Annotated in this window: 20 protein-coding genes; 18 read left to right on the top strand and 2 right to left on the bottom strand. The window is 62.7% G+C overall.

Going from position 1 to position 19,915, the window contains the following annotated elements; all coding sequences use genetic code 11:
- Nucleotides 1-46 precede the first annotated feature (46 nt).
- The 15 genes from CQ13_RS26705 to CQ13_RS26775 all read left to right on the top strand — a co-directional run bounded on the left by CQ13_RS26705 (nucleotide 47) and on the right by CQ13_RS26775 (nucleotide 16,784).
- Nucleotides 47-2,245 (top strand): portal protein, encoded by a 2,199-nt coding sequence (locus CQ13_RS26705; RefSeq protein WP_057845794.1) that lies wholly within the window; start codon nucleotides 47-49, stop codon nucleotides 2,243-2,245.
- Nucleotides 2,246-2,665, top strand: a complete 420-nt coding sequence (locus tag CQ13_RS26710) for a hypothetical protein (RefSeq protein ID WP_057845795.1) — start codon at nucleotides 2,246-2,248, stop codon at nucleotides 2,663-2,665. It begins immediately after the preceding gene.
- Nucleotides 2,665-3,759 carry a hypothetical protein gene (locus CQ13_RS44610; RefSeq protein WP_057845796.1) on the top strand — a complete coding sequence of 365 codons (1,095 nt, stop codon included), beginning with the start codon at nucleotides 2,665-2,667 and terminating at the stop codon, nucleotides 3,757-3,759. Before CQ13_RS26710 ends, CQ13_RS44610 begins: the two co-directional genes overlap by 1 nt.
- 77 nt (nucleotides 3,760-3,836) lie before the next feature.
- Nucleotides 3,837-4,424, top strand: a complete 588-nt coding sequence (locus CQ13_RS26720; protein WP_156433925.1) for a hypothetical protein — start codon at nucleotides 3,837-3,839, stop codon at nucleotides 4,422-4,424.
- A gap of 104 nt (nucleotides 4,425-4,528) precedes the next feature.
- Complete coding sequence (locus tag CQ13_RS26725) at nucleotides 4,529-5,518, top strand: hypothetical protein (RefSeq protein ID WP_057845798.1); 990 nt, start codon at nucleotides 4,529-4,531, stop codon at nucleotides 5,516-5,518.
- A gap of 179 nt (nucleotides 5,519-5,697) precedes the next feature.
- Nucleotides 5,698-6,771 carry a N4-gp56 family major capsid protein gene (locus tag CQ13_RS26730; protein ID WP_057845799.1) on the top strand — a complete coding sequence of 358 codons (1,074 nt, stop codon included), beginning with the start codon at nucleotides 5,698-5,700 and terminating at the stop codon, nucleotides 6,769-6,771.
- Between the two features lie 88 nt (nucleotides 6,772-6,859).
- The gene (locus CQ13_RS26735) at nucleotides 6,860-7,276 is read left to right on the top strand and encodes a hypothetical protein (RefSeq protein WP_057845800.1); all 417 of its coding nucleotides are present in this window, start codon (nucleotides 6,860-6,862) and stop codon (nucleotides 7,274-7,276) included.
- 129 nt (nucleotides 7,277-7,405) lie between these two features.
- The gene (locus CQ13_RS26740; protein ID WP_057845801.1) at nucleotides 7,406-8,038 is read left to right on the top strand and encodes a phage adaptor protein; all 633 of its coding nucleotides are present in this window, start codon (nucleotides 7,406-7,408) and stop codon (nucleotides 8,036-8,038) included.
- 503 nt (nucleotides 8,039-8,541) lie between these two features.
- Nucleotides 8,542-9,522, top strand: a complete 981-nt coding sequence (locus CQ13_RS26745; RefSeq protein WP_245309323.1) for a hypothetical protein — start codon at nucleotides 8,542-8,544, stop codon at nucleotides 9,520-9,522.
- Entirely contained in the window at nucleotides 9,519-9,833 is a 315-nt protein-coding gene (locus tag CQ13_RS26750; protein WP_057845803.1) for a hypothetical protein, read from the top strand. The genes CQ13_RS26745 and CQ13_RS26750 overlap by 4 nt, the downstream gene beginning before the upstream one ends.
- The gene (locus tag CQ13_RS26755) at nucleotides 9,817-10,227 is read left to right on the top strand and encodes a hypothetical protein (protein ID WP_063800147.1); all 411 of its coding nucleotides are present in this window, start codon (nucleotides 9,817-9,819) and stop codon (nucleotides 10,225-10,227) included. The genes CQ13_RS26750 and CQ13_RS26755 overlap by 17 nt, the downstream gene beginning before the upstream one ends.
- Complete coding sequence (locus CQ13_RS26760) at nucleotides 10,228-11,097, top strand: hypothetical protein (protein ID WP_057845805.1); 870 nt, start codon at nucleotides 10,228-10,230, stop codon at nucleotides 11,095-11,097.
- Complete coding sequence (locus CQ13_RS26765) at nucleotides 11,098-12,558, top strand: hypothetical protein (RefSeq protein WP_057845806.1); 1,461 nt, start codon at nucleotides 11,098-11,100, stop codon at nucleotides 12,556-12,558.
- Nucleotides 12,559-15,930 (top strand): hypothetical protein, encoded by a 3,372-nt coding sequence (locus CQ13_RS26770; protein ID WP_057845807.1) that lies wholly within the window; start codon nucleotides 12,559-12,561, stop codon nucleotides 15,928-15,930.
- A gap of 158 nt (nucleotides 15,931-16,088) precedes the next feature.
- The gene (locus CQ13_RS26775) at nucleotides 16,089-16,784 is read left to right on the top strand and encodes a lysozyme family protein (RefSeq protein WP_057845808.1); all 696 of its coding nucleotides are present in this window, start codon (nucleotides 16,089-16,091) and stop codon (nucleotides 16,782-16,784) included.
- On the opposite strand, the gene CQ13_RS26780 is transcribed toward CQ13_RS26775, so the two are convergent.
- Nucleotides 16,774-17,052, bottom strand: a complete 279-nt coding sequence (locus tag CQ13_RS26780) for a hypothetical protein (RefSeq protein ID WP_057845809.1) — start codon at nucleotides 17,050-17,052, stop codon at nucleotides 16,774-16,776. The two genes, CQ13_RS26775 and CQ13_RS26780, sit on opposite strands and share 11 nt — an antisense overlap.
- 25 nt (nucleotides 17,053-17,077) lie before the next feature.
- On the opposite strand from CQ13_RS26780, the gene CQ13_RS26785 reads away from it, so the two are divergent.
- Nucleotides 17,078-18,091 carry a tail fiber protein gene (locus CQ13_RS26785; RefSeq protein WP_063800148.1) on the top strand — a complete coding sequence of 338 codons (1,014 nt, stop codon included), beginning with the start codon at nucleotides 17,078-17,080 and terminating at the stop codon, nucleotides 18,089-18,091.
- Here the strand turns inward: CQ13_RS26785 and CQ13_RS26790 are convergent.
- Nucleotides 18,075-18,704: an SGNH/GDSL hydrolase family protein gene (locus tag CQ13_RS26790; protein ID WP_057845811.1), complete on the bottom strand. Its 630-nt coding sequence runs from the start codon at nucleotides 18,702-18,704 to the stop codon at nucleotides 18,075-18,077. The two genes, CQ13_RS26785 and CQ13_RS26790, sit on opposite strands and share 17 nt — an antisense overlap.
- 97 nt (nucleotides 18,705-18,801) lie before the next feature.
- Between CQ13_RS26790 and CQ13_RS26795 the strand changes: the two genes are divergently transcribed.
- A complete protein-coding gene (locus CQ13_RS26795) occupies nucleotides 18,802-19,014 on the top strand; it encodes a DUF7940 domain-containing protein (protein WP_057845812.1) in 213 nt (70 codons plus the stop codon).
- On the top strand, nucleotides 19,011-19,706 hold the full coding sequence (locus tag CQ13_RS26800; RefSeq protein WP_057845813.1) for a lysozyme: 696 nt from the start codon (nucleotides 19,011-19,013) through the stop codon (nucleotides 19,704-19,706). The genes CQ13_RS26795 and CQ13_RS26800 overlap by 4 nt, the downstream gene beginning before the upstream one ends.
- Nucleotides 19,707-19,915 lie beyond the last annotated feature (209 nt).

Consider the following 19,915-nt stretch of genomic DNA (forward strand, 5'->3'; position numbering starts at 1 on the left):
GGGTTTTTGACCCGGTGGCACCGTGCCGCGGGCATGGGATATTCTGATGCTCAAAGACGCGGACAGCTATCAGGGCGGCGGCGAGGCCGGCGACGACGCGCGCGAGAAGCTGAACGACGCGGAAGCGCTCTTTACCAGGCTCAAATCGCAGGTAAAGGCCGATTACAACAGCAAGGGCCAAGTCAATTGGCGCCGCGAGGCCCGCGAAGATTTCGACTTTGAGGCCGGCGAACAGCTCAATGAGACTGACAAGTCGATCTTGATGGACGCAAAGCGTCCGATCGTCATCTTCAACCGCGTAGGAACGACGGTCGACAGCGTGGCTGGTCAGGAAGTTGGCAACCGGCAGGAAGTGCAGTTCTTGCCGCGCCGGCTAGGCGTCGTGAAGAAAAGCGAACTGCTGACGTCCGCCGCGAAGTGGTTTCGCCAGCAATGTGACGCGGAGGACGAAGAAAGCGACGCCTTTCGCGATCTGGTCGTGTGCGGCATGGGCTGGACGGAAACCCGGCTGGATTACGAGGACAACCCGGAAGGCGATCCGAAGATTGATCGAACCGACCCGCTCGAAATGACGTGGGATCGGAACGCGAAGAAGCGAAACCTGGTCGACGCGCGGCGCGTCGCGCATATCCGGCGCGATGTCCCGCTAGACGAGGCGAAAGCGCTGTGCCCGGGCGATCCGGACCGGCCCTTTGAAGATGCCGACTATAACGCTTCCTGGATCGGCGACGCTGGCGAGGGCGAAAACCCGCACCACAACGACGGCGAGAGCTACAACAAGGAAAACCGCGGCGAGGATGACGACGGCGACGACAAGTGCGTCACGCTGGTTCGTGTCCAGTGGTGGGAACGCGTTGCGGCCTATCTGGTCCTCGATCCGACCAATCCGGAAAACATTCTGAACCTCGGCCAAGACGAATTCCAGGATTTGAGCGAAAAGGCGAAGCTCGCCGGCGGCAAGCTGCGCTTCACCAAAACGACGCGCAAGATTTACCGCCAAGCCTACCTTGGGAACGTGCTGCTCGAAGTCGGCGACGCGCCTTGCAAGGGGCACTTCTCGTTCAAGTGCATGACCGGCAAGCGGGACCGCAACAAAAATACGTTCTTCGGCATCGTCCGCGCCATGAAAGACCCGGCTCGCTGGTCGAACAAGTGGATGTCGCAGACAATGCACATCATGAACACGACGGCGAAGGGTGGAATTGCCACCGAACGCGGTCAGTTCTTCGACAATGACGCGGACGGCGAAAAATCTTGGGCACATCAGGACCAAGTAACGATGCTCAAGCCGGGCGCGCTCTCTGGCGCCAACCCGAAATTCATCGCCAAGCCGGTTTCGCAGTTCCCGCAGGGCTCTTACGAGCTGATGCAGTACGCGAACCAGTCGCTTCGCGACGTCTCCGGCGTGAACGTCGAGATTTTGGGCATGCAGCAGTCGGGCAGCCAAGCCGCAAGCCTCGATCTCCAACGCAAGCAGTCCGCGCTGACCATCCTGCAACCGCTGTTCGATAGCCTCCGGCGCTACCGGAAGGAACAGGGCCGGTTGATGCTGCACATCATCGAATTCTACATTCCTGACGGAACGCTCGTGAAAATCGAGGGCCCGGAGGATGCGCAATTTGTGCCGCTGATCAAAAAGGACGCCTTCGACGGCAAGACGCAATATGACGTCATCGTCGACCAAAGCGCGACCTCGGCGAACCAAAAAGAGCTCACCTGGGCGATGCTGCAACAGATCCTGCCGGTTATCGGCAAGATGCTCCCGCCGGCAACCTGGCTCGCGCTGCTCAAGTATTCGCCGCTCCCGACGTCCGCGCAAAAGGACATTTCGGACAGCATTGCGAAATCGCAGGAACAGCCGGACCCGGAACAGGCCGCGCGCGACGCGGAATTGAAGCTGGAAAACGATAAGGCGCAAGCCAAGATCGCCAACGACAAGGCGCAGTCTGACGCGAAAATCAAGGCAATGCAGGCTGAGGCCGAAACAAGGGCGCAGATCGCGCGCGACGCTGCGCAACAGGATGCGCTCTTGAAGGCGCTGACGGCGCCGCCGGCGGTCGGGCCGAATGGTCAGCCGGTGCAGGGCGGGGGCGGCGGCGACGTCGCCGCGCTCATCATGGGCATGATGCAGGAAATGCGGCGCGACATGACGGCGCTCGCAAGCGCGCTCAACACTCCGAAAAAACTGATCCGTGATCCGCAAACCGGCGAAATCGTCGGGATTGCTCCTGTGGGGATGGGCTAAATGGCCGCTTTCAACAAGTTCAACGTCTTCATGGGGGACCTTGGCAGCAAGGTCCACAATCTGACGTCCGACGCGCTAAAGGTCATGCTGACCGACGTCGCGCCGGTCGCAACCAACACCATCAAGGCGAACATCACCGAAATTGCGGCCGGCAACGGCTATGCGGTGGGCGGTGGTGCGGCCGCGTTCACGTCCTGGACGCAAACCGGCGGCGTGTGGAAGCTTGTCCTGGTCCCCGTCGTATTCACGGCCGCGGGCGGCAGCTTCGCGCAATTCCGCTACGCTGTCCTCTACAACTCCACGCCGGCGGCGGGCCCGCTAATGGGATGGTGGGACTATGCCGCGGAAGTCAATCTGACGAACGGCAATAGCTTTACCGTCAATCTCGACACCACCAATGGCGTGTTCACGATCGGCTAATGGCTGCTTCATCCCTCATCAACGTTTGCCGCTTCAATCCGACCGCCGGCGGAACTACGGATTGGACCTATTCGAGCGCGGTAACGGGCTATCAATCGCCCTCGGCCGCTGGCGCGGTCAACGGCGCGCAATACAGCTATCGCGCCGAAAGTGCGGACCTGTCGCAATGGGAAATCGGTACTGGCGCCTATAACTCCGGAACTGGCGTCTTTGCTCGAACTGCGGTGCTGTTCAACTCGGCCGGGACGACGGCAAAAATCAACTTCACCGCCCCGCCGCAGGTCGCGATTGTGGCGCTCAAGGAAGATTTGCTTTCGGTCATCCCGAATTACATTTCTGGCCTTGGCCTTGCGAACAACGTCACCGACGCGACCAACGATATCGACATTGCGGCGGGTCTCGCGGCAGACAGCACGAATGCGGTGATGCTGCGTCTGGCCTCGGCGCTCACCAAGCGCCTTGACGCAGGATGGGCCGCCGGAACCGGTAACGGCATGCGCAACTCCGGCGTTGCCATCGCAGACACCACCTATCACATCTATCTCGTCAGCAAGGCGGAAGGGGTGGGGGCTGATATCTACGCCCATACGAGTACCGCGGTCGCGACCGTCATAACCGCCTTGCAGGCGGAAAGCGGCGGTAGCGGCTATATTTACGCGCGCCGCATCGGCTCAATCATGCGCGAAGGTGGCGTGATTGTTCCGTTTGTTCAGGACGGCGATTTGTTCATGCGCAAGACGTCTAGCGCTGACGTCGTTAGCGCTTCGAACTTCGGAACCACGGCTCAGACGGCTACCCTAAAGCTTCCAACCGGCATTCGCGTGCAGGCGCAATTGCGAGTAGCTATAAACTGGACCCACGCATCATCGGCCAACGGTTTGCTCGTTTCTGATCTTAGCCTTACAGACGAAGCAGCAGCGTACAATAACGCCCAAGTGGCGGCCGTCGCCACCGGGTCCGCCTTCGTGAACGCTGGCCAAGCGTTCGTGATGACAAATACGAGTGCTCAAGTGCGTTACAGGGTCGCGCTCAACAGCACCGCTCTTTTCGTGGACATCCGAACGGCGGGCTGGCTCGATACAAGGGGCAAGTAATTTAGATGCTCGGCTTTGACGCATTAGGCCGGCTCGCCCTCGGGCAAATCCAGCAAGGCGGCGTAACGAATATTGTGATGCCGGCGGACGCTGGCGCGTTCACGTTTGCCGGCGTTGCGGCAACGTTCAAGATCACGGAAGCGGCGAGCGCCGGCGCCTTCACGTTCGCCGGCAAGCCGGCAACCTTCACGATCGGCGAAGCTGCGGCGCCTGGCTCGTTCACGGTGTCGCTTCAAACCGCGACATTCAGCCGGACCTTTATCGCCTCGGCCGGCTCCTACACATTCACCGGCATTGACCCCGACGAAGCGCTAAGCGAGGACGCGGACCCGGGGCATTTCGTCTTTACCGGCGTCGACGCGCCGCTGATCCGCACCGGGTTTGATTACGAGTTTCAACAGGGCGGCATCGGGCACTATCGGTTAGAGCTCGAGCGCGCGCGCCAACTCGCGGCGATCACGCGCAAGGTGCCGGGCGTGCCGATCGACCGGCGGTCCGTGCCGCGCTTCGAGCCTCTACGGGCCTCGCCGATCGCTCCGGCCGCGCCGGCGGTCGATCTACAGGCGATCCACAACGAGCGCATGGCGGCGGCTGCGGCCGCGGCTGAGGCGGCAAAGATGCGCCGCCGGCGTGATGAAGAGGCGTTGTTACTTCTTGCTTGCTGAGGCCGGTTAATCCGGACGCGGACCAATTCCGGCCAAGCCGGATTTTCGCGCGCGGCGGTTTCCGCGTTCTCTGAGCCGGCAGGTCCGGCAGAAGGCAAGCACGAATGTCCCTCAACGAAGGATCAACCCCCGTCGACAATGGCGGTCCGTCTCTCTCGGCGGAGGAAGAAGCTTTTTTTACGAGTGGCGGCGAAAGCGAAATTCCGGCCGGTGGCGACGCTGGCGCGGATGCCGGCGGTGGAACTGGCGGCGGCGAAGGCAGCGCGGAAAAGCCGGCCGGTGGCGAAAAGCCTGATGCTGGCACGCCGAAAAACGATCACGTCCCGCTCGCAACGTTCCTGGAAGAGAAGAAGGCCCGCAAAGAGCTGGCGACCAAATACCAGGAAACGGAAAAGGCGCTTGCGGAGCTGCGCGGCAAGTTCGCCATCATCGACCGGCTCAAGCTCGGCGGCGAGGATCCCGCGGCGACGCAACAGCCGGCCGGGCCTCCTGCGGTCGAAGAGGACATTTTCGGCGCGGTAAAGCACGTCACCGAAACACTGGCGCAAATCCAGAAGCGCGAGGCGGACGCGGCGGCGGCAAAGGAAGCCGACGAAAAGGCCGCGACCGAACAAAAGACTTTTGTGGATAACTACACAAAAGCTTGCAACGAATTCGAGAAAACCACGCCGGATTTCAAGCCGGCCTATGACTTCCTCTTGAACTCGCGGGCCGGCGAATTGCGCGCGATCGGCTACGATACGCCGGAAGCGCTGCATCAAGCGCTGATCGCCGATGAATTCGCCATTGCCCAAATGGCCTTCGAGCGCGGCAAGAGCCCGGCAGAGCTGATTTACAGTCTGGCAAATCAGCGGGGGTACAAGAAAGCATCAGCACCGGCCGCTGATCCTAAGGGGGATGCCGCGAAGGCGGCGGCCGACAAGCTGGAAACGATCGAACGCGGGCAGGCAGCTCACAAGAGCCTGTCCAATACGGGCGGAAGCTCGGGCGACCAAGACATGACGGCGGAAGCGCTGATTGCCATGCCGGCGGCTGAGTTCGAAACCTGGTGTGAAAAGAACCCGGCGAGGGCTCGGAAACTATTCGGCGGCTAAGGCCGCTTCTGTTGAAGTGAGTAAGGGCCCGCGGGAGCCTTAACCAATCCCGTTTTCGTTTGGCGCCCGTCACAGCGCTACGCCTCCACCGAAGGCGGGAAATCTCGGTGTTGCGCTCGATCGCAGCGTTTCGCGGTCAACCCACAGCACCCGATTTTCACCTTTGGAGGCATCAAGAGATGTCTGTGACTTCCTACGGCGTCAATGACGCTCTCTCCAACAAGCTTTGGGCGAAAAAGCTCAACGTCGAAGCTCTCAAAGAGACCTATTTCGGCCGGTTCATGGGCGAGGGGTCCTCAAACATTATCCAAGTCAAGACCGACTTCGAAAAAAGCGCCGGCGACGAACTGACGGTTGGGCTGCGCGTCCAGCTCGAAGGCGACGGCACCACCGAAGGCCAGACGTTGCAGGGCAACGAAGAGGCGCTTTCGACCTATTCGGACAAGTTCAAGATCAACGAGCTTGCCCATGCCGTCCGGGTTCGCAACAAGAACACGATTGACGCGCAGCGCGTGCCGTTCAACCTCCGCAGCGAGGGCAAGGACGGTCTGAAAGATTGGTTTTCGAACCGGTTCGACTTCTGCATGGCGAACCATCTGGCCGGCAATACGCTGGTGACCGACCCGCGCTATACCGGCAACAACGCCGTTACGGCACCGTCCGCCGATCGTCATTATCGCTTCGGCGCGACGGACGATGCCACGATCAACGCCGACAACACCAAGACGTTCAACCTTGGCGTTATCGACGCTTGCGTTGAAATGGCCGGCACCGCCTCGCCGCTGATCCGCCCCGTCATGGTCAACGGCGAAAAGAAATTCGTCATGTTCCTTCACGACTACCAGGTGACGGACATGCGGACCAACACCAACGCCGGTCAGTGGCTCGATATCCAGAAGGCCGCTCTGGCTGGCGGCGCGGCCTCCAAGTCGCCGATCTATACCGGCGCGCTCGGCGAGTACAACAACACGATCTTGCACAAGTGGAACCGTCTGCCGAATGGCATTTCCAATGCCGGCGCGGCGCAGACCAGCACGCGGCGCGCGGTGTTTTGCGGCGCGCAGGCGGGCGTCGTTGGCTTCGGCAAGGAGTTCGCGAAGGGCTCTCACTTCAAATGGATTGAAGAGCTGTTCGACTACGAACGCGAGCTTGGCGTTTCCGGGCAGACTGTCTGGGGTATCAAGAAGTCGGTTTTCAACTCCTTGGACTTCGGGGCGATCGTCGCAACCACCTACGCTGTCAAGCACTCGTAAGCTGGCCGCGGTTGATTGAAACACTCCGGAAGGCAGCAACCGCCTTCCGGGCTTCTCCCTCCATCAAGCTCGGAAAGGGCTCCACTACATGACCACCAACACCCCGGGCAGCACCGCCCGTCAGTATGCCGCGCAGCTCGTCCACTATGCGCGAATTGCTGTGAACCATGGCGACAAGGGCATTGCCGCCGGCGTTCTGAAACAGTGGCTCCCGAAAGGCGCCGTCGTCATCGGAACCGACGTGCAAATTGTGGAGGCGTTCAACGCAGGCACCACCAACGTTCTGACGGTGGGCCTGGCTGGCGTCGCAAACAACCTGGTCGCGGCAGGCGATGCCGACGAAGCCGCGGTTGCGCTTACTCAGAACGTCAAGCCCACGGGAACGGCGCTCGGCCCGCTGTCTGCGGACCATCGAGTTTCTGTGCACTATACGCACACCGGCACCGCGCCGACCACGGGCAAGGCGATCATCATCATCAAGTACGTCCCGGACAACGACCTGTAAGCCCGGTGGATATCTGGCTGCACTACGCGGGGGCGGTGCTGGTTCTCGATGAGCCGGCGCCGCCTTCCGTCCATATGCTGGCGACGGAAGCCGCGCTGGCGCTCGCTACTCCGGCTGTGACGGTGGCAGATGGCAAAGACGTTCCTCGACCTCCGAAACCGGATCGCAACGGACCTGACGCGCGACGATCTGGCGGACGAAATCAAAAGCGCGGTAAGCGACGCAATTGACCATTACGAGACGTCGCGGTTCTATTTCAACTTCACGCGGTCGCTGACCTTCCCAACCGTTGTAGGGCAAATGGCCTATGGCGCGGCGGCTCTGGCGCAAATACCGGACATTATCGGGCTCGATACGCTGTTTCTGTACGACGGCTCGCGCTCGCTCGAGCTGGATAAGTACGAGGCGGACGAATTCGAGTGGTTGCAAAGCTCGATGACCGGCAGCGGCCGCCCGTGCGCTTATACCTACATCGATAGCCAAATTTTGCTCTGGCCGGTCCCGGTCGCAGTCTACACCATCCGGCCGCACATGCATTACAAGCTTGCGCCGCTGGTCGAGGATACCGACACGAACGCTTGGTGCAACGATGCGGAACAGCTCATCCGCTGCCATGCGAAATTGCTGCTCTACACCAACGTGATCGAGGACACGGAGGGCATGCAGCGGATGCAGCTCCAAATCCAGCCGCTAGCCGATCGCCTCGCGTATAAAACGTCGGCACGGCAGGCGACGGGCCAAATTCGCGGGACGTGCTGGTAATGCCGATCGTTCCTTTCGCCGAGTACAAGCCCGATCTATCCGACTATCAGGCGACGACGGCGCAAAACGTGCTGAACGTGGTGCCGCGCGGCGACGGTTACGGGCCCTTTGCAAGCTTGGCCGCAATCTCGCAATCGCTCGGGCTGCAATGCCGAGGCGCGTTCGCCGCCTACAAGGTCGACGGCTCTGTGGTGGTTTTTGCGGCCACGGTGACGGACCTTTATTTGCTCAACAACACGACGTTCGCATGGTCCAAGGTTTCGCTTGGTGGCGGTCCCTATGCGGCGATCTCCGCAGAGGATCAATGGCAATTCGTCCAATTCAATAACTTGGTGATCGCGGTTCAAGCCAACGTCGCGCCGCAGGTGTTCAACATTGCAACGTCAAGCGAGTTCGTGAACCTGGCCGGCAATCCGCCACAGGCGCGATATATCGCGATCGTCGGGAAATTCGTCGTTCTGACGGGCATTCTCGGAAACCCGAACCGTTTGAAGTGGTCCGGGTTGAACGACGTCAACGGGGCGAATTCATGGACGGCCGGCATCAATTCCAGCGACGAACAGGATTTGGCTGACGGCGGCTTTTGCCGCGGCATCGCCGGCGGCGAAAGCGGCGTGGTGTTGCAAGACAACATCATTCGCCGGATGATCTATTTGCCGGGCGATCCTCGCGTTTTCCAGATTGAGAAAATCGCCGAAGGGCTCGGCGTGTACGGGCCCTATAGCCTGATCCGGTCGGGCTCCACGGTGTTCTTCTATTCACTGAAAGGCTTCCACCGGATCGACCCGGGCGGCGTGCCGGTGCAGATCGGCCGCGAGCGCGTTGACCGGACCTTTTTCAAGGATCTGGACGCCGCGAATTTGCAACTGTTCATGGGGGTTGCTGATCCGCGGTCCTCACGCGTGATGTGGGTTTACAAGTCGGTGAACGGGGCAACCAACCAATTCGATAGGGCGCTTTGTTATGATCCGGTGCTAGACCGCTTCACGCCGCTAAGGTTCTCCGGCGAATTCGTGTTTCACATGGCGCAACCGGGCGTCACGCTTGAAGCCTTGGACGCCCTGGCGCCGGGCGGAAGCCTCGACGCCATGACGCAATCGCTGGACGATTTTCAATCGGCGATCCTGCCCGAGCTCGCCGCGTTCGATGGCTCGCATGTGCTGAACTTCTTCCGCGGGTCGAACCTGGAAGCGACGCTTGAGACGGCAGAGCAGGGGACGGACGGCCGCCGCGTCAAGATGAAAGTCGGCTTCCGGCCGGTGTCGGACGCGACGGCGGTCTACGGCTCGGCCTCGCGCCGCGAAAACCTGCAACAGTCGGCGACGGCCGGCACTGAAAGCCTGGTGAACGCGAAAACCGGCATCTGCAACATGCGGGTAGATACCCGTTATTCCCGGTTCAAGTGCCGCATTCCGGCCGGCGCAGTGTGGACCTTCATCAACGGTGTGGCGCCGGCGGACCTCAAAGCGACGGGGAAACGATGACGGTTTTTCTTCCCGCAACGACCGAAAAAGACCTCTCCAAATATGCGCTCGGGCTGCAACAGCTCGCGGCCGGGCGCTCGAGCGCGACTGGTTCGGTGACGCTCGCCGCCGGCGCGACGTCAACCACGGTTTCGGCCGAAAATTGCGCGCCGCAGAGCGCGGTTTTCCTGTTCCCGAAAACGGCTAATGGCGCCGCGGCGCTCGCGGCCGGCACAACGTTCATTAACTCGGTTGGGAAACAGTCGTTCACGATATCGCACGCGAACAACGCTCAAACCGATCGGTCCTTTTTCTATGTCTGCCTCGGCTAGCTTGCATTGCATCCCGCCGCAGCTCGCGCGCGAAATCTGGCCGCAGGTCAGGGAAAAACTCTATGCGGCCGTTCGGCGAACGGATCTTAGCCACACGGTCGACATTGCGCGCGACGTTCTGCACGGCGACGGCGTTTTGTGGTTGGCCTGCGACGGGCAGGAGATCGAGGCCGCGGCGGTAACGCTGCTAACCCGCACGGATCGGCATTTGGTCTGCCTGATTACCGCGCTGGGCGGTTCGAACATGGAAAGTTGGTTGCCGCTGCTCTCCGAAGTCGAGGATTGGGCGCGCTCGGAAGGCGCCGCGCTGGTTCGCGTCATGGGGCGGCCTGGTTGGGTTCGCGTCCTGAAAAACTATCACGTCTCGAACGTCGTTCTCGAAAGGGCCCTGTAAATGGGTGGCACGTCCAAAAGCTCGCAAACCCAAACGCAACAACTCGCGCCGTACGATCCGGCGAAAGAGGGTTTGCAGGGCATTCTGAGCGGTATCACGAGCATGGTTCCGCAAGCCGGCCTTAGCGGCAAGGCGTCTGGCGCGCTGGATACGATCGAAAGCAACGCGGCCAATGCGAGCTCGACGTTTTCGCCGGCGATCACGTCCGGAACGCTCGGCCTGCTCAATGGCGGCGGCGCGACGGCGAACGATAGCGCGATCAAGCAAAACTTCGCCGATTATAAGGGGCTGCTTTCCTCCACGGCGAGCGGTGCGAATGTCGGCAACAACGAGGCGCTGAAAGCGCAGCTCGATCAAATCCGAACCGACGTGACGGACCAAACGAACGGCATGTGGGCGGCCGCCGGCCGAGACTTCTCGCCGGGCAATTTTCAGGCGCTCGCTCGAGGCGTTGCCGCGGGGCAGGCGCCGGTTATCGCCGCACAATACAACGCGGACGCGGATCGCGCTTTGGGCGCGGCGAGCGCGATCTATGGTGCCGGAAATACGACTTACGGCCTCCTGAACGGCACGAACGCGGCCGCGAATGAGAATTTTACGAACGGCGTGGGCACGGCCGGCAAGGCGATCGACGCCAGCAATTATGGTGCGAACGCCGCGCTACAGGCGGAAGCGCAGCGGTTCGGTATCCCGGCGTCGCAATATGCAACGCTGCTCGGCTCCCTGGCGCCGGTCGCGGCGCAGTTCGGCCAGAACACCGGCCACTCGGAAGGCGAGCAGACAATGAGCGGCGCGCAACAATTCGCGATGATCGCGCAAGGGCTCGGCTCGCTATGGCCCAAGGGCAATATCAGCTTTGGAGCGTCTTAAATGGCGGGTTTGCTGGATCTCCTGACGGGTCAAACGGGCGCGTCTCCTTGGAACGCGCTTTATCCTTCGCCGCTCAACGCGGAGGCGGACCAGGCACAACAGGCCCGCGAGGCGGCCGCGGCGGTGCTGGCTCGCCGTTTCCGCGGCGCGTCGCACGCCCCCGCGCCTGAGGCTGATACGTTCGGCGCCGGTGCCGTGCCGTTCGGCTTCGCCGGTCCCGGCTCGATGAACGTTACCGCGGCGGATATCGCCGGCCCGGCCGCGGCGCCGGCGCCGTTTGCGCCTGGCGCAAAGCCGGTGCCGTTCACTGCCGGCCCGGTGACGTCGCAACCGCCGGCGGTCGCGCCTGCGTCGGATCTTTCGTCGGTCAATCGCAACCGCGCGCCGGACGATTTTATTTCGGTCGGCGACTATCAGATGCCGGCATTTCGCGGCGAGGCTCCGGCGGCTCCGGTCGCGGCGCCTTCTGCCGCTCCTGCCGTGGCTCGTGGTGCGCCTCCCGCGGCCGCGCCGTTCTCTCTTGCCGGCGCCGGCGATGGCTTCGGCGATCGGCTGATGAAGGGGACGCGCGGGTTTCTGGGCAACCTCGGCAATGGTCCGATCGGCGCGATTGCCGGCGGCCTCGGCGCGCTCGTCACCGGGCAAAACACGGATCCAAGCTCGATCGCTGCGGAACATGGCAGCATGACGGCGCGCGCGCTGCTGGCAAAGGGTGCTTCGCCGGCGGAAGTGCAGGCGGCTCGCTACAATCCGGCGCTGATGAAGGCGTTGGTTGAAAACTACTATGGCAAGGATCGCTGGAACGTCGTCCAGGTCGGCGAGGATGCGGACGGCCGCAAGAAGTTCATGCAACAGAACCAGGTCGACGGCACGTTGCGGGAAGTCCAAGGCGTGCCCGCCGGGGGCGCGCCTTCTGGCGCTGAGGATTTTGTGACCGGACCGGATGGCAAGCGGATCCCGATCCCGCCGGGTGCCAACCGAAAGGAATTCATCAAACAGGTGACACACGCGGCGGCGGACGCGGCAACCGGCAAGCTGACGGAAGCGCAGGCGAAAGCCTCGTCGTTCGCTACTCGCATGGATCAGGCGGAAAAAATCCTGTCGACGGTGCAGGGCGAGGGCCTGAGCGCCATGAACCGCGTGGCCGGCGCTATTCCGATGGCGGGCAACTATCTGCAATCGCCTCAATATCAGCGGTACAAGCAAGCCGCCTCGGCCTTCATCACGGCGATGCTGCGTCAGGAGAGCGGCGCGGCAGTCAATCCGGCTGAATTCGATCGGTACGAAAAAGAGCTGTTCCCGCAACCCGGCGATGATCCGTCCGTGGTGGCGCAAAAGGCCCAAATGCGAGCGGCTGCAACCGAACAGATGCGGCGTTCTGCCGGTCCCGGCTTCAAGGCGCCGGGCTCGAGCTCGCCGAGCGGCAAGACGTCCAGCGGCATCACTTGGAGCGTGAACTAAATGCCCGTTCTCACGATCGGCGACAAACAGGTGACGGTGGGCGATGAGTTCTTGAAGCTCTCGCCGGACCAGCAAAACGCGACCGTTGACGAAATCGCGGCTTCGATCGGCGCCAAGCCGGCCGCGGCTCCCGCGGCGCCAGCTCCGGCCGCCGCGCCGGTGACGGTCAATAGCGTTGTGCGGTCGACGGCAACCGGCATTCCGATCGTTGGCGGGCTGCTGAACAAGCTGGACGCGGCAACGAACGCGGCGCTCGCGCCGGCGCTCAACCGCTTCTTTGCGCCGGACGATCAACTTTCCGGCGAAACGTTCTCGGAACGTTACACGCAATCGCTGCGCGACCAGGAAGGCGCGGACAAGAAATTTTCGGCCGAACATCCGATTGTCGACACGGCGGCGCAGCTCGCCGGCGGCGTCGCGTCGATGGCGCCGGTTATGGCAGCGGCACCCAAGGCGTTCGGCCTTACCGGCAACGTCTGGGAAATGGCAAAGCGCGGCGCGATCTCGGGGGCGGCGCTGTCCGGTGCCGACGCTGCCGTGCGGGGGCATGACGTTCCCCTGGCTGCGGGCATCGGCGGCGTCATCGGCGGCGCTGCCGGTCCGGTTGGAAAGGGCGTCGGCAAGGCGGTTTCGGCGATCGCCGATCGCGTGCGGCCGGCGCCGGCGGTGCCTCAGAACGTCGCCAAGGTCGGCGACGTTGAAATTCCGCTGTCACAGTCGCAAGTCACGCAAAACCCGGCGCTGTCGGCGGAAGAACAAATCTTGCTTCGCGGCGGCCGCGGCGAGGCGGCGCAGGCGGAAGCGCAAGGCTTCAAGGATCTGCAAGACGCGCGGGTGGGCGAGGCGCGCGACAATTTCGCGGCTTCGCTCGATCCGACCGGCGCCACGGCGCGAACCGCTCCGCAGGATGCCGCGGAACGGATCGCGGCGGAATTGATCGCGGCGGAACAGTCGCGGGCAGCCTCGGCGGCCGGCGTTCATGCCGGGCCGATGTCGCCGGAACAGCACGGCGCCGACTTGGCGCGCTCGCTCGGCGGCGGGCAAATCCGCGCGGCAGCTCCGGCTGATGCCGCGGAAATCCTCTCCGATCGCTTTGCGGCGGCCCGCAATGCGGCGCGCGCCGACTACCGCGGAAAGTATCGCGAAGTTTCGGAAGCTCCCGGCGAGTTCGCGCCGGGCTCTGCGGCGGGTTTTCGCGGCGATGTCGACGCAGGTTTGCGCGCCGGCGAAAACCCGGTGTCGCTCGATCCGACTAACACGCCTCGATCGCTGCGCGGCCTCGAAATCATCGACGAGAATTTAAACGCGGTCGGGCCTGGTGTGCGCGCGCCGGCGCCGGCCGCGCCTGGCGCCCCGCCGGCCGATCCGCTGCACGCGCAAACCGTCGCGGACATTCGTGCGAAGTTCGGCGAGGACGTCGCCGCGGCTTACGATCGGCAGAAGGCCGCGGCCGCGGCGCCGGTTGCGGGGGCGCCGAAGGCACAAAGCCTGCTCGAATTCATCGCGTCAAAGGGCGGCTTGGGGCCGGATGCGGAGCTGGAGGCGATCGGCGGGCTCGGCCACACGGTCAACGTTGAAGGCGTGGGGCGCCGCAAGCTGGTTCGGCAAGGCGGCTGGCCGCTCGACTATGCGCGCGAAGCGGCGGAGGAAGCCGGCTATCTGCGCGGCAACCACAACGGAACCTCAACTGTTAACGATCTGCTCGACGCGATGGACGCGGAAATTCGCGGCCTAAAGCGTTTTCCCGAAGGTTTCGAGGGCCACGTTGGCAAGCGCGAAGCCGCCGCGCGCTCGGAGCGCGAACAACATGAATTCGAAGCGTTCACGCGCGGCCTTGAAGATGATTTGAACGCCGCCGGCTACGGTGAGCTCGGCGGCGACGTGAGGCAGCGCGCCGTTAAATTGATGGCGGACGAGCGCATTCCTGCCGACGACGCGGTAGAGCGCGCCTTTCGCCAATTGGAACAAGAGGACGCCGCGGGCGCGTTGCGCGCGGACTTCCCGGGAGATCGGCCGGCGCCGGCTGCGGCCGCTTCGAAAGCTGCGGCGACGTCGGAAGCGCCGGGCTCCGGCTTCACCATGCGCGACGTCGAACAGGTCCGAAAGCAGCTCTCGACGCTGTACGGCGACGCGCGGCGGGCGATGATGGGCGGCGGTTCGGGTGCGGATCTCCACGCGCTCGAGCAAATCATGGACCAATTCGACGCGCGCGTGGCGCAGATGATCAAACAAGGCAAATTCGCCGGCGACGGTCCCGCAGTGCTGCAAATGCAGGAAGCGGCGAGGGCGTCGTTTGCCGATTACAAACAGAAATTCGCCAAGCGCGGCGCCGGGGACACGATCGGCGCGGCCGTTGAAAAGATCCTGGGCAAGTTCTCGGATACCCGGGCAGCGCCGGACGAAATCGTAAAGCTGGCCTATGGCTCGGGCTCGGCGCCCGGCAGCCAAATGCCGGTGCAAATCGCGCAGCGCATTGAGCGGATTTTCGGCCGCAACTCGGATGAGTTCGCGACCTATAAACAGGGGCTTTTCGCGCAACTGACGCAGGGCGAGCCGGAACAGGCCGCGGCGCGCATTGTCGAATTTCTCGAGGGCACAAAGGGCCGGATGCTGGCGCATACCGTTTTTGAGCCGGGCGAGCGCGCTTCGCTGGCGCGCTATGCAGAGCGCATCCGCAGCGTCTCGGCTCCGCAACCGGTCGAGCCTGGCGCGGCTGCGGCGGCGATCCGGCGCTATAGCGGCGCGGACGGTGGTCCGCCCGCCTCCGGAAATCAAATCGTCAATGACCTTTTCGGCGCGACCGGCAAGGGCAACGGCCGCTTTGCGGTTGATCTGGCTGTGCGCCTGAAACAGTCGCTAACGCCGGAAGGGTGGACGGCCGTCCGTCAAGGCATGTGGGAAAAGCTCACGAACGCCGGCGAGGGCAAAATTCAGTTCGAGGCACAAGCCTTGTCGCAGCGGCTCCATGAATTCCTGAACGAAAGCGGCTCGCAACTGTCGAAGGTGCTGTTTTCGCCGAAAGAGCTGCAACTGATGGGGCAGCTTGCGAGCGTCTACAAGCAGATGATCCCGGTGAAGGGAACGACGAACCCAAGCGGCACGGCGCCGATGTTGGCGAAGATCGCGAGCGGCGCGCGGAATTCGCTCTTGCCGCTGCTCGGCTTCTCCGGCGGCGGCCTACCTGGCGCTGCGGTGGCGTTTGGCGTCGACAGGGGATTGACCGCGGTCGGCAACGCGAATGCGGCTCGCAAGGCAACCAACCTGTTCTATGGACCGCAAGCGAAACGGCCGGTTGATCCGCGATTTGCCAAGGGGCTTGGCCTGCTATCGCAGGGCGCGCTTCCGGCGGCCAATCAAGGGCACTCGCGGTGACGTCCATCATAGAGGTAAGCGGCGCTCAGCATTGCGGCGAGCGCCGCAAAGATACCGATGGTGCCGAAATGGTCGGCAATACCGTGAGCGATGAACCGAACGCCAAGCATAGCGACGGCGAATAGGACGATGCAGGCGAGGATTTGAGGGCGAAGCATATGGGCGTGACCGATCAAATTATTTCTGTGGAAAGCGGCGGCGATCCCAACGCAGCGAACCCGAATTCGACCGCGAGAGGGGCCGGCCAATTCATTGAGGGTACTTGGCTTGCCATGCTGGCGAAGCACCGGCCGGACATTACCGGGTCGCGGGATGAGCTTTTAGCCCTCAGAAGCAACGCGGACCTCTCCAAAGCGATGACGGACGCCTATGCGGCGGACAACGCGGGCATTCTAAAGGGCGCCGGGCTTCCTGTCACTGCCGGAACGTCCTACCTGGCCCATTTCGCCGGGCCGAAAGGCGCGGTTGGGTTACTGAATGCGGACCCGGCGACGCCGGCCGCCGCGATCATGGGTGCTGCGGCCGTCAAGGCAAACCCGTTTCTCGCGAATATGACCGCTCGCGACGTCGCCGCCTGGGCGGATCGCAAAATGGGTGGCACCGCGGCGCCTATGTCAATGGCCGGGCCTCGAGCGGCCGCGGTGCCAGCGCCGGCGCCGGCGGCTGTGGATCCCGCGGCAGTCGCGGCCGCGCCGGAGGCGAAGGCGCCGGCTTTCCAAATCGGCGGCTCGGGTGGCGGCGCTCCCGCTATGAGCCTGGCCGCGCTCGCCGCAACGCCGCAACTCACAAACCTTTTGCGGCCTCGCCCTAATCTCTTCGGACTGAAAACCGCGCCGTTTTCTTTCAGGGGGTAGGCGGGAATGGTCCTGACTTGCCCTGTTCCGGAACGATCTGAGAGCGGAAGTCCTCAATGATCTCCAAGGCTTTGGCGAGATGAAGCGGGCTGGCCTTCTTACCGAAACGAATAGTCGCATCTTCGGCGTGATTTGCAGCGTCGTCAAAAGCCTGCCTGACGATAGTGGGCCCATGTGGCGCAAATCGCTGCAGGAAATAGAAGAGCATCGCCCTGTAAGCAAAAAGCTCCCCATTGAGCCGTTCAATCTCGCTCTCAATTTCTGACATCAAGACCTCATAAGGGAAAAAGTTAATGCCATTCTACCTTTGGAGCCAGACTGCAGCAAGCAACGGGACGGCGGACCCAACTTGTCCCTTCCCGGAAGGCATGGCCCCAAGCGCGGTCAACGATGGCGTTCGTGGCGCGATGGCCCGGCTTCGCGAATGGGGAAATGACATTTCGGGCGCGATCGTCGCAACCGGAACCGGTGCTGCCTACAGCGTTGCGTCAAATCAGGTGTTCGACAACCTGACCCACCTTAACGCGCAGATTGTAGCGTTCACGCCGCACGCGACGAATACCGGTACCTGCACGCTCAATGTTGATGGTCTCGGCGCAAAGCCCCTGCGCTCGGCACCCGGCGTCGAGTTGCAGGCGGGAACGCTGGTTCAGGGCACGCCCTATCTGGCGCTGTACAACAATTCGGATCAGGTGTTTTACCTGCCGGGCTTCTACGGCAATGCCTACAACGTGCCGTTGGCCGGTGGAATGGATTTTTGGGGCGCGGCCGTTCCGAATTCCTCGTTTGCATTCCCGGTCGGGCAGGCGATTTCGCGGACTACCTATGCGTCGCTGTTTGCGATCATGGGAACGACCTACGGGGCTGGGGACGGGACCACGACGTTTAATCTCCCGGACAAAACCGGCCGCGTTTCCGCGATGAAAGAGGCGGCGGCGACCCGCCTGACGGCAAGTGGTTTCGGCGGCAATTCGACGCTAATGGGCGCCGTAGGTGGTGACGAAAAGCGAAGCCTCGCCGCGAACCAAATTCCCTCTTTGACGTCGAGCGGCAACAACTCAATTTCTGTTACCTCATCCCAGAGCGGCATCCCTTCCAACTGTACGCAGGGCAACTACCTCACTCATACTGGACCCAGCGCCGGCGTCTACGGTCCGGGTCGCCCTGGCCCTACCGAGGTTACAATCGGGCAAATCACATCGAGCGGCAATAATACAGTCACTGTTGCCTATACGAACGGCGCGCAAGCTGCCGTTGCGCTCGTGCAGCCGACGATCGTCTGCAATTACATTATCCGCATACTCTAGCGATTGCGGTCTCTAGCGCCGGAACCCATGCGCCATAGGCGGCGGCGGTGTAATGAATTCCGTCCGTCATTTTCGAGCCTGGCGGCAAGTGCGGATCCACGAATAGGACGCCGCTCGCTGTCGCGGCCGCGCCGATCTGCCGGTTTGTCTGCTGGTCGGCGGCCGCCGAAATAGCAACGAGCGGCTTTGCAGACAGCGGCTTAACGGCCTCGATAAGCTCGGAGAAGTCTTGGCGCGCGGTCTGTGAACCGGCGTCATTCGCTCCGACCGCAAGCGCGACTATAAATGCGCCGCCCTCGTCCATGACGCGACCTGCAAGGCGCTTCGCCTCCTGGATCGTCATCCCGCCAACGCCAGCATTGACAACAGCGTGGCCGCAAATCTGTCTCGGCAGAGGGGCCATTTCGGTAATGCTATCGCCGATTATGACGATGGGGCGCGGCGTCTCGGCGATGGCGGCGCGGATCATGAATTCGCGCACTTCCGCGTGATCGTGGAATTTGTGGCTGGTGACTTCGCCGAACCGGGCTCGAACCCGTTGCAGCTCTGAATACGAGGCCCCGAACGCCACAAGGGCAACGGCGGCGACGATCCAGGGAAGTGCGCGCTTCATGGTGAGGAACCTACGCCGGCAATTCCGTCGCCGCAACCTCAGATAAATCGCTAACCGCGCCGCCCCATTGTCGGGCGGCTTTTTCATGGGGCGATCTATGCGGCTAATCGACGATTGGCGGACTGAGCTGCACCGGCTTTGGACCGTCCGGGCCAGCCTATTCATGTTCATTTTGACCGGCGGCGTTCTCGGCCTGTCGGCCTTCTCGGACGTGTTCAATCCCTGGTTTTTCCTCACGCTCAACGCGGCGGGCTATGGCCTGATTGGCTTCCTGCGGCTCGTTAAGCAAGTTCCGAAAGCTGACGTATGACCGCGCGAAAAACCGTCATCACGGTTGCGAGCGCGGGCGCCCTAGCGCTCGCCGTGCCTGCGATCAAGCAATATGAGGGCTACGCTCCGACCGTCGTTCCGGACAAGCTCGCCGGCGGCCTTCCGACTGGCGGTTATGGCGAAACCGTTGGCGTAAAGCTCGGCGAAACGCACAGCGAAAAGTATTGGTCCGATCGGCTCGCAAAGCGCCTGGTCGAAGATTACGACGCCGGCATTGGCAAGTGTATCACGGTCGAATTGCCGGACGGCGTTCGGGCAATGGCGCTGTCGATGTCGTGGAATGCCGGCGCCGGCGCTATTTGCTCTTCGCCGATGGTCAAGAAGTGGAACGCCGGCGATATCGAAGGCGGTTGCCGGGCGATCCTGACGAAAAACGCGGATGGGGAATATACCGGCTGGCGCATTTCCTCTCGCCCTGACGGTCCCGGAACGCCGCTGGTAGTGCAGCGCGGGCTAATTAATCGGCGCGCCGATGAGCGCAAAAAGTGCCTCGCCGCGGCTCGTGAGCCGGCGCCGGTTGTCGTTGCCGCGCCCGCGCCTCTGCCGCCGCCTGCGGTGGCTCCGCCGGCGGCGCCGGCCGCTCCTGTGGTCGAAGCTCCGAAAATCTCTTGGTGGCGCTCGCTGCTCGCGCGCGTGCGGTGCTGGATCTTCAAATGTGAGGCCGTGAAATGATGGGCGATTTCTTTTGGGACGTGGCGACGTCGTTTCCTGCGCTCGGCTTGAACGGGCTTCTCCTGCTCGTTGCTGGTGTCGTCGGCTGGTTTCCGCTGCTGAAATATCTGCCCGGGATCGGATCCTATGTGCCGGCCGCGCGCCTGGTCGCGGTCATGGTCGCGCTGCTGATTTGCTTCCTGGTCGGCTTCCGCGTCGCCGATGAGCGC

Origin of the sequence: Bradyrhizobium retamae, from assembly GCF_001440415.1 — a bacterium.
Taxonomy (GTDB): Bacteria; Pseudomonadota; Alphaproteobacteria; order Rhizobiales; family Xanthobacteraceae; genus Bradyrhizobium; species Bradyrhizobium retamae.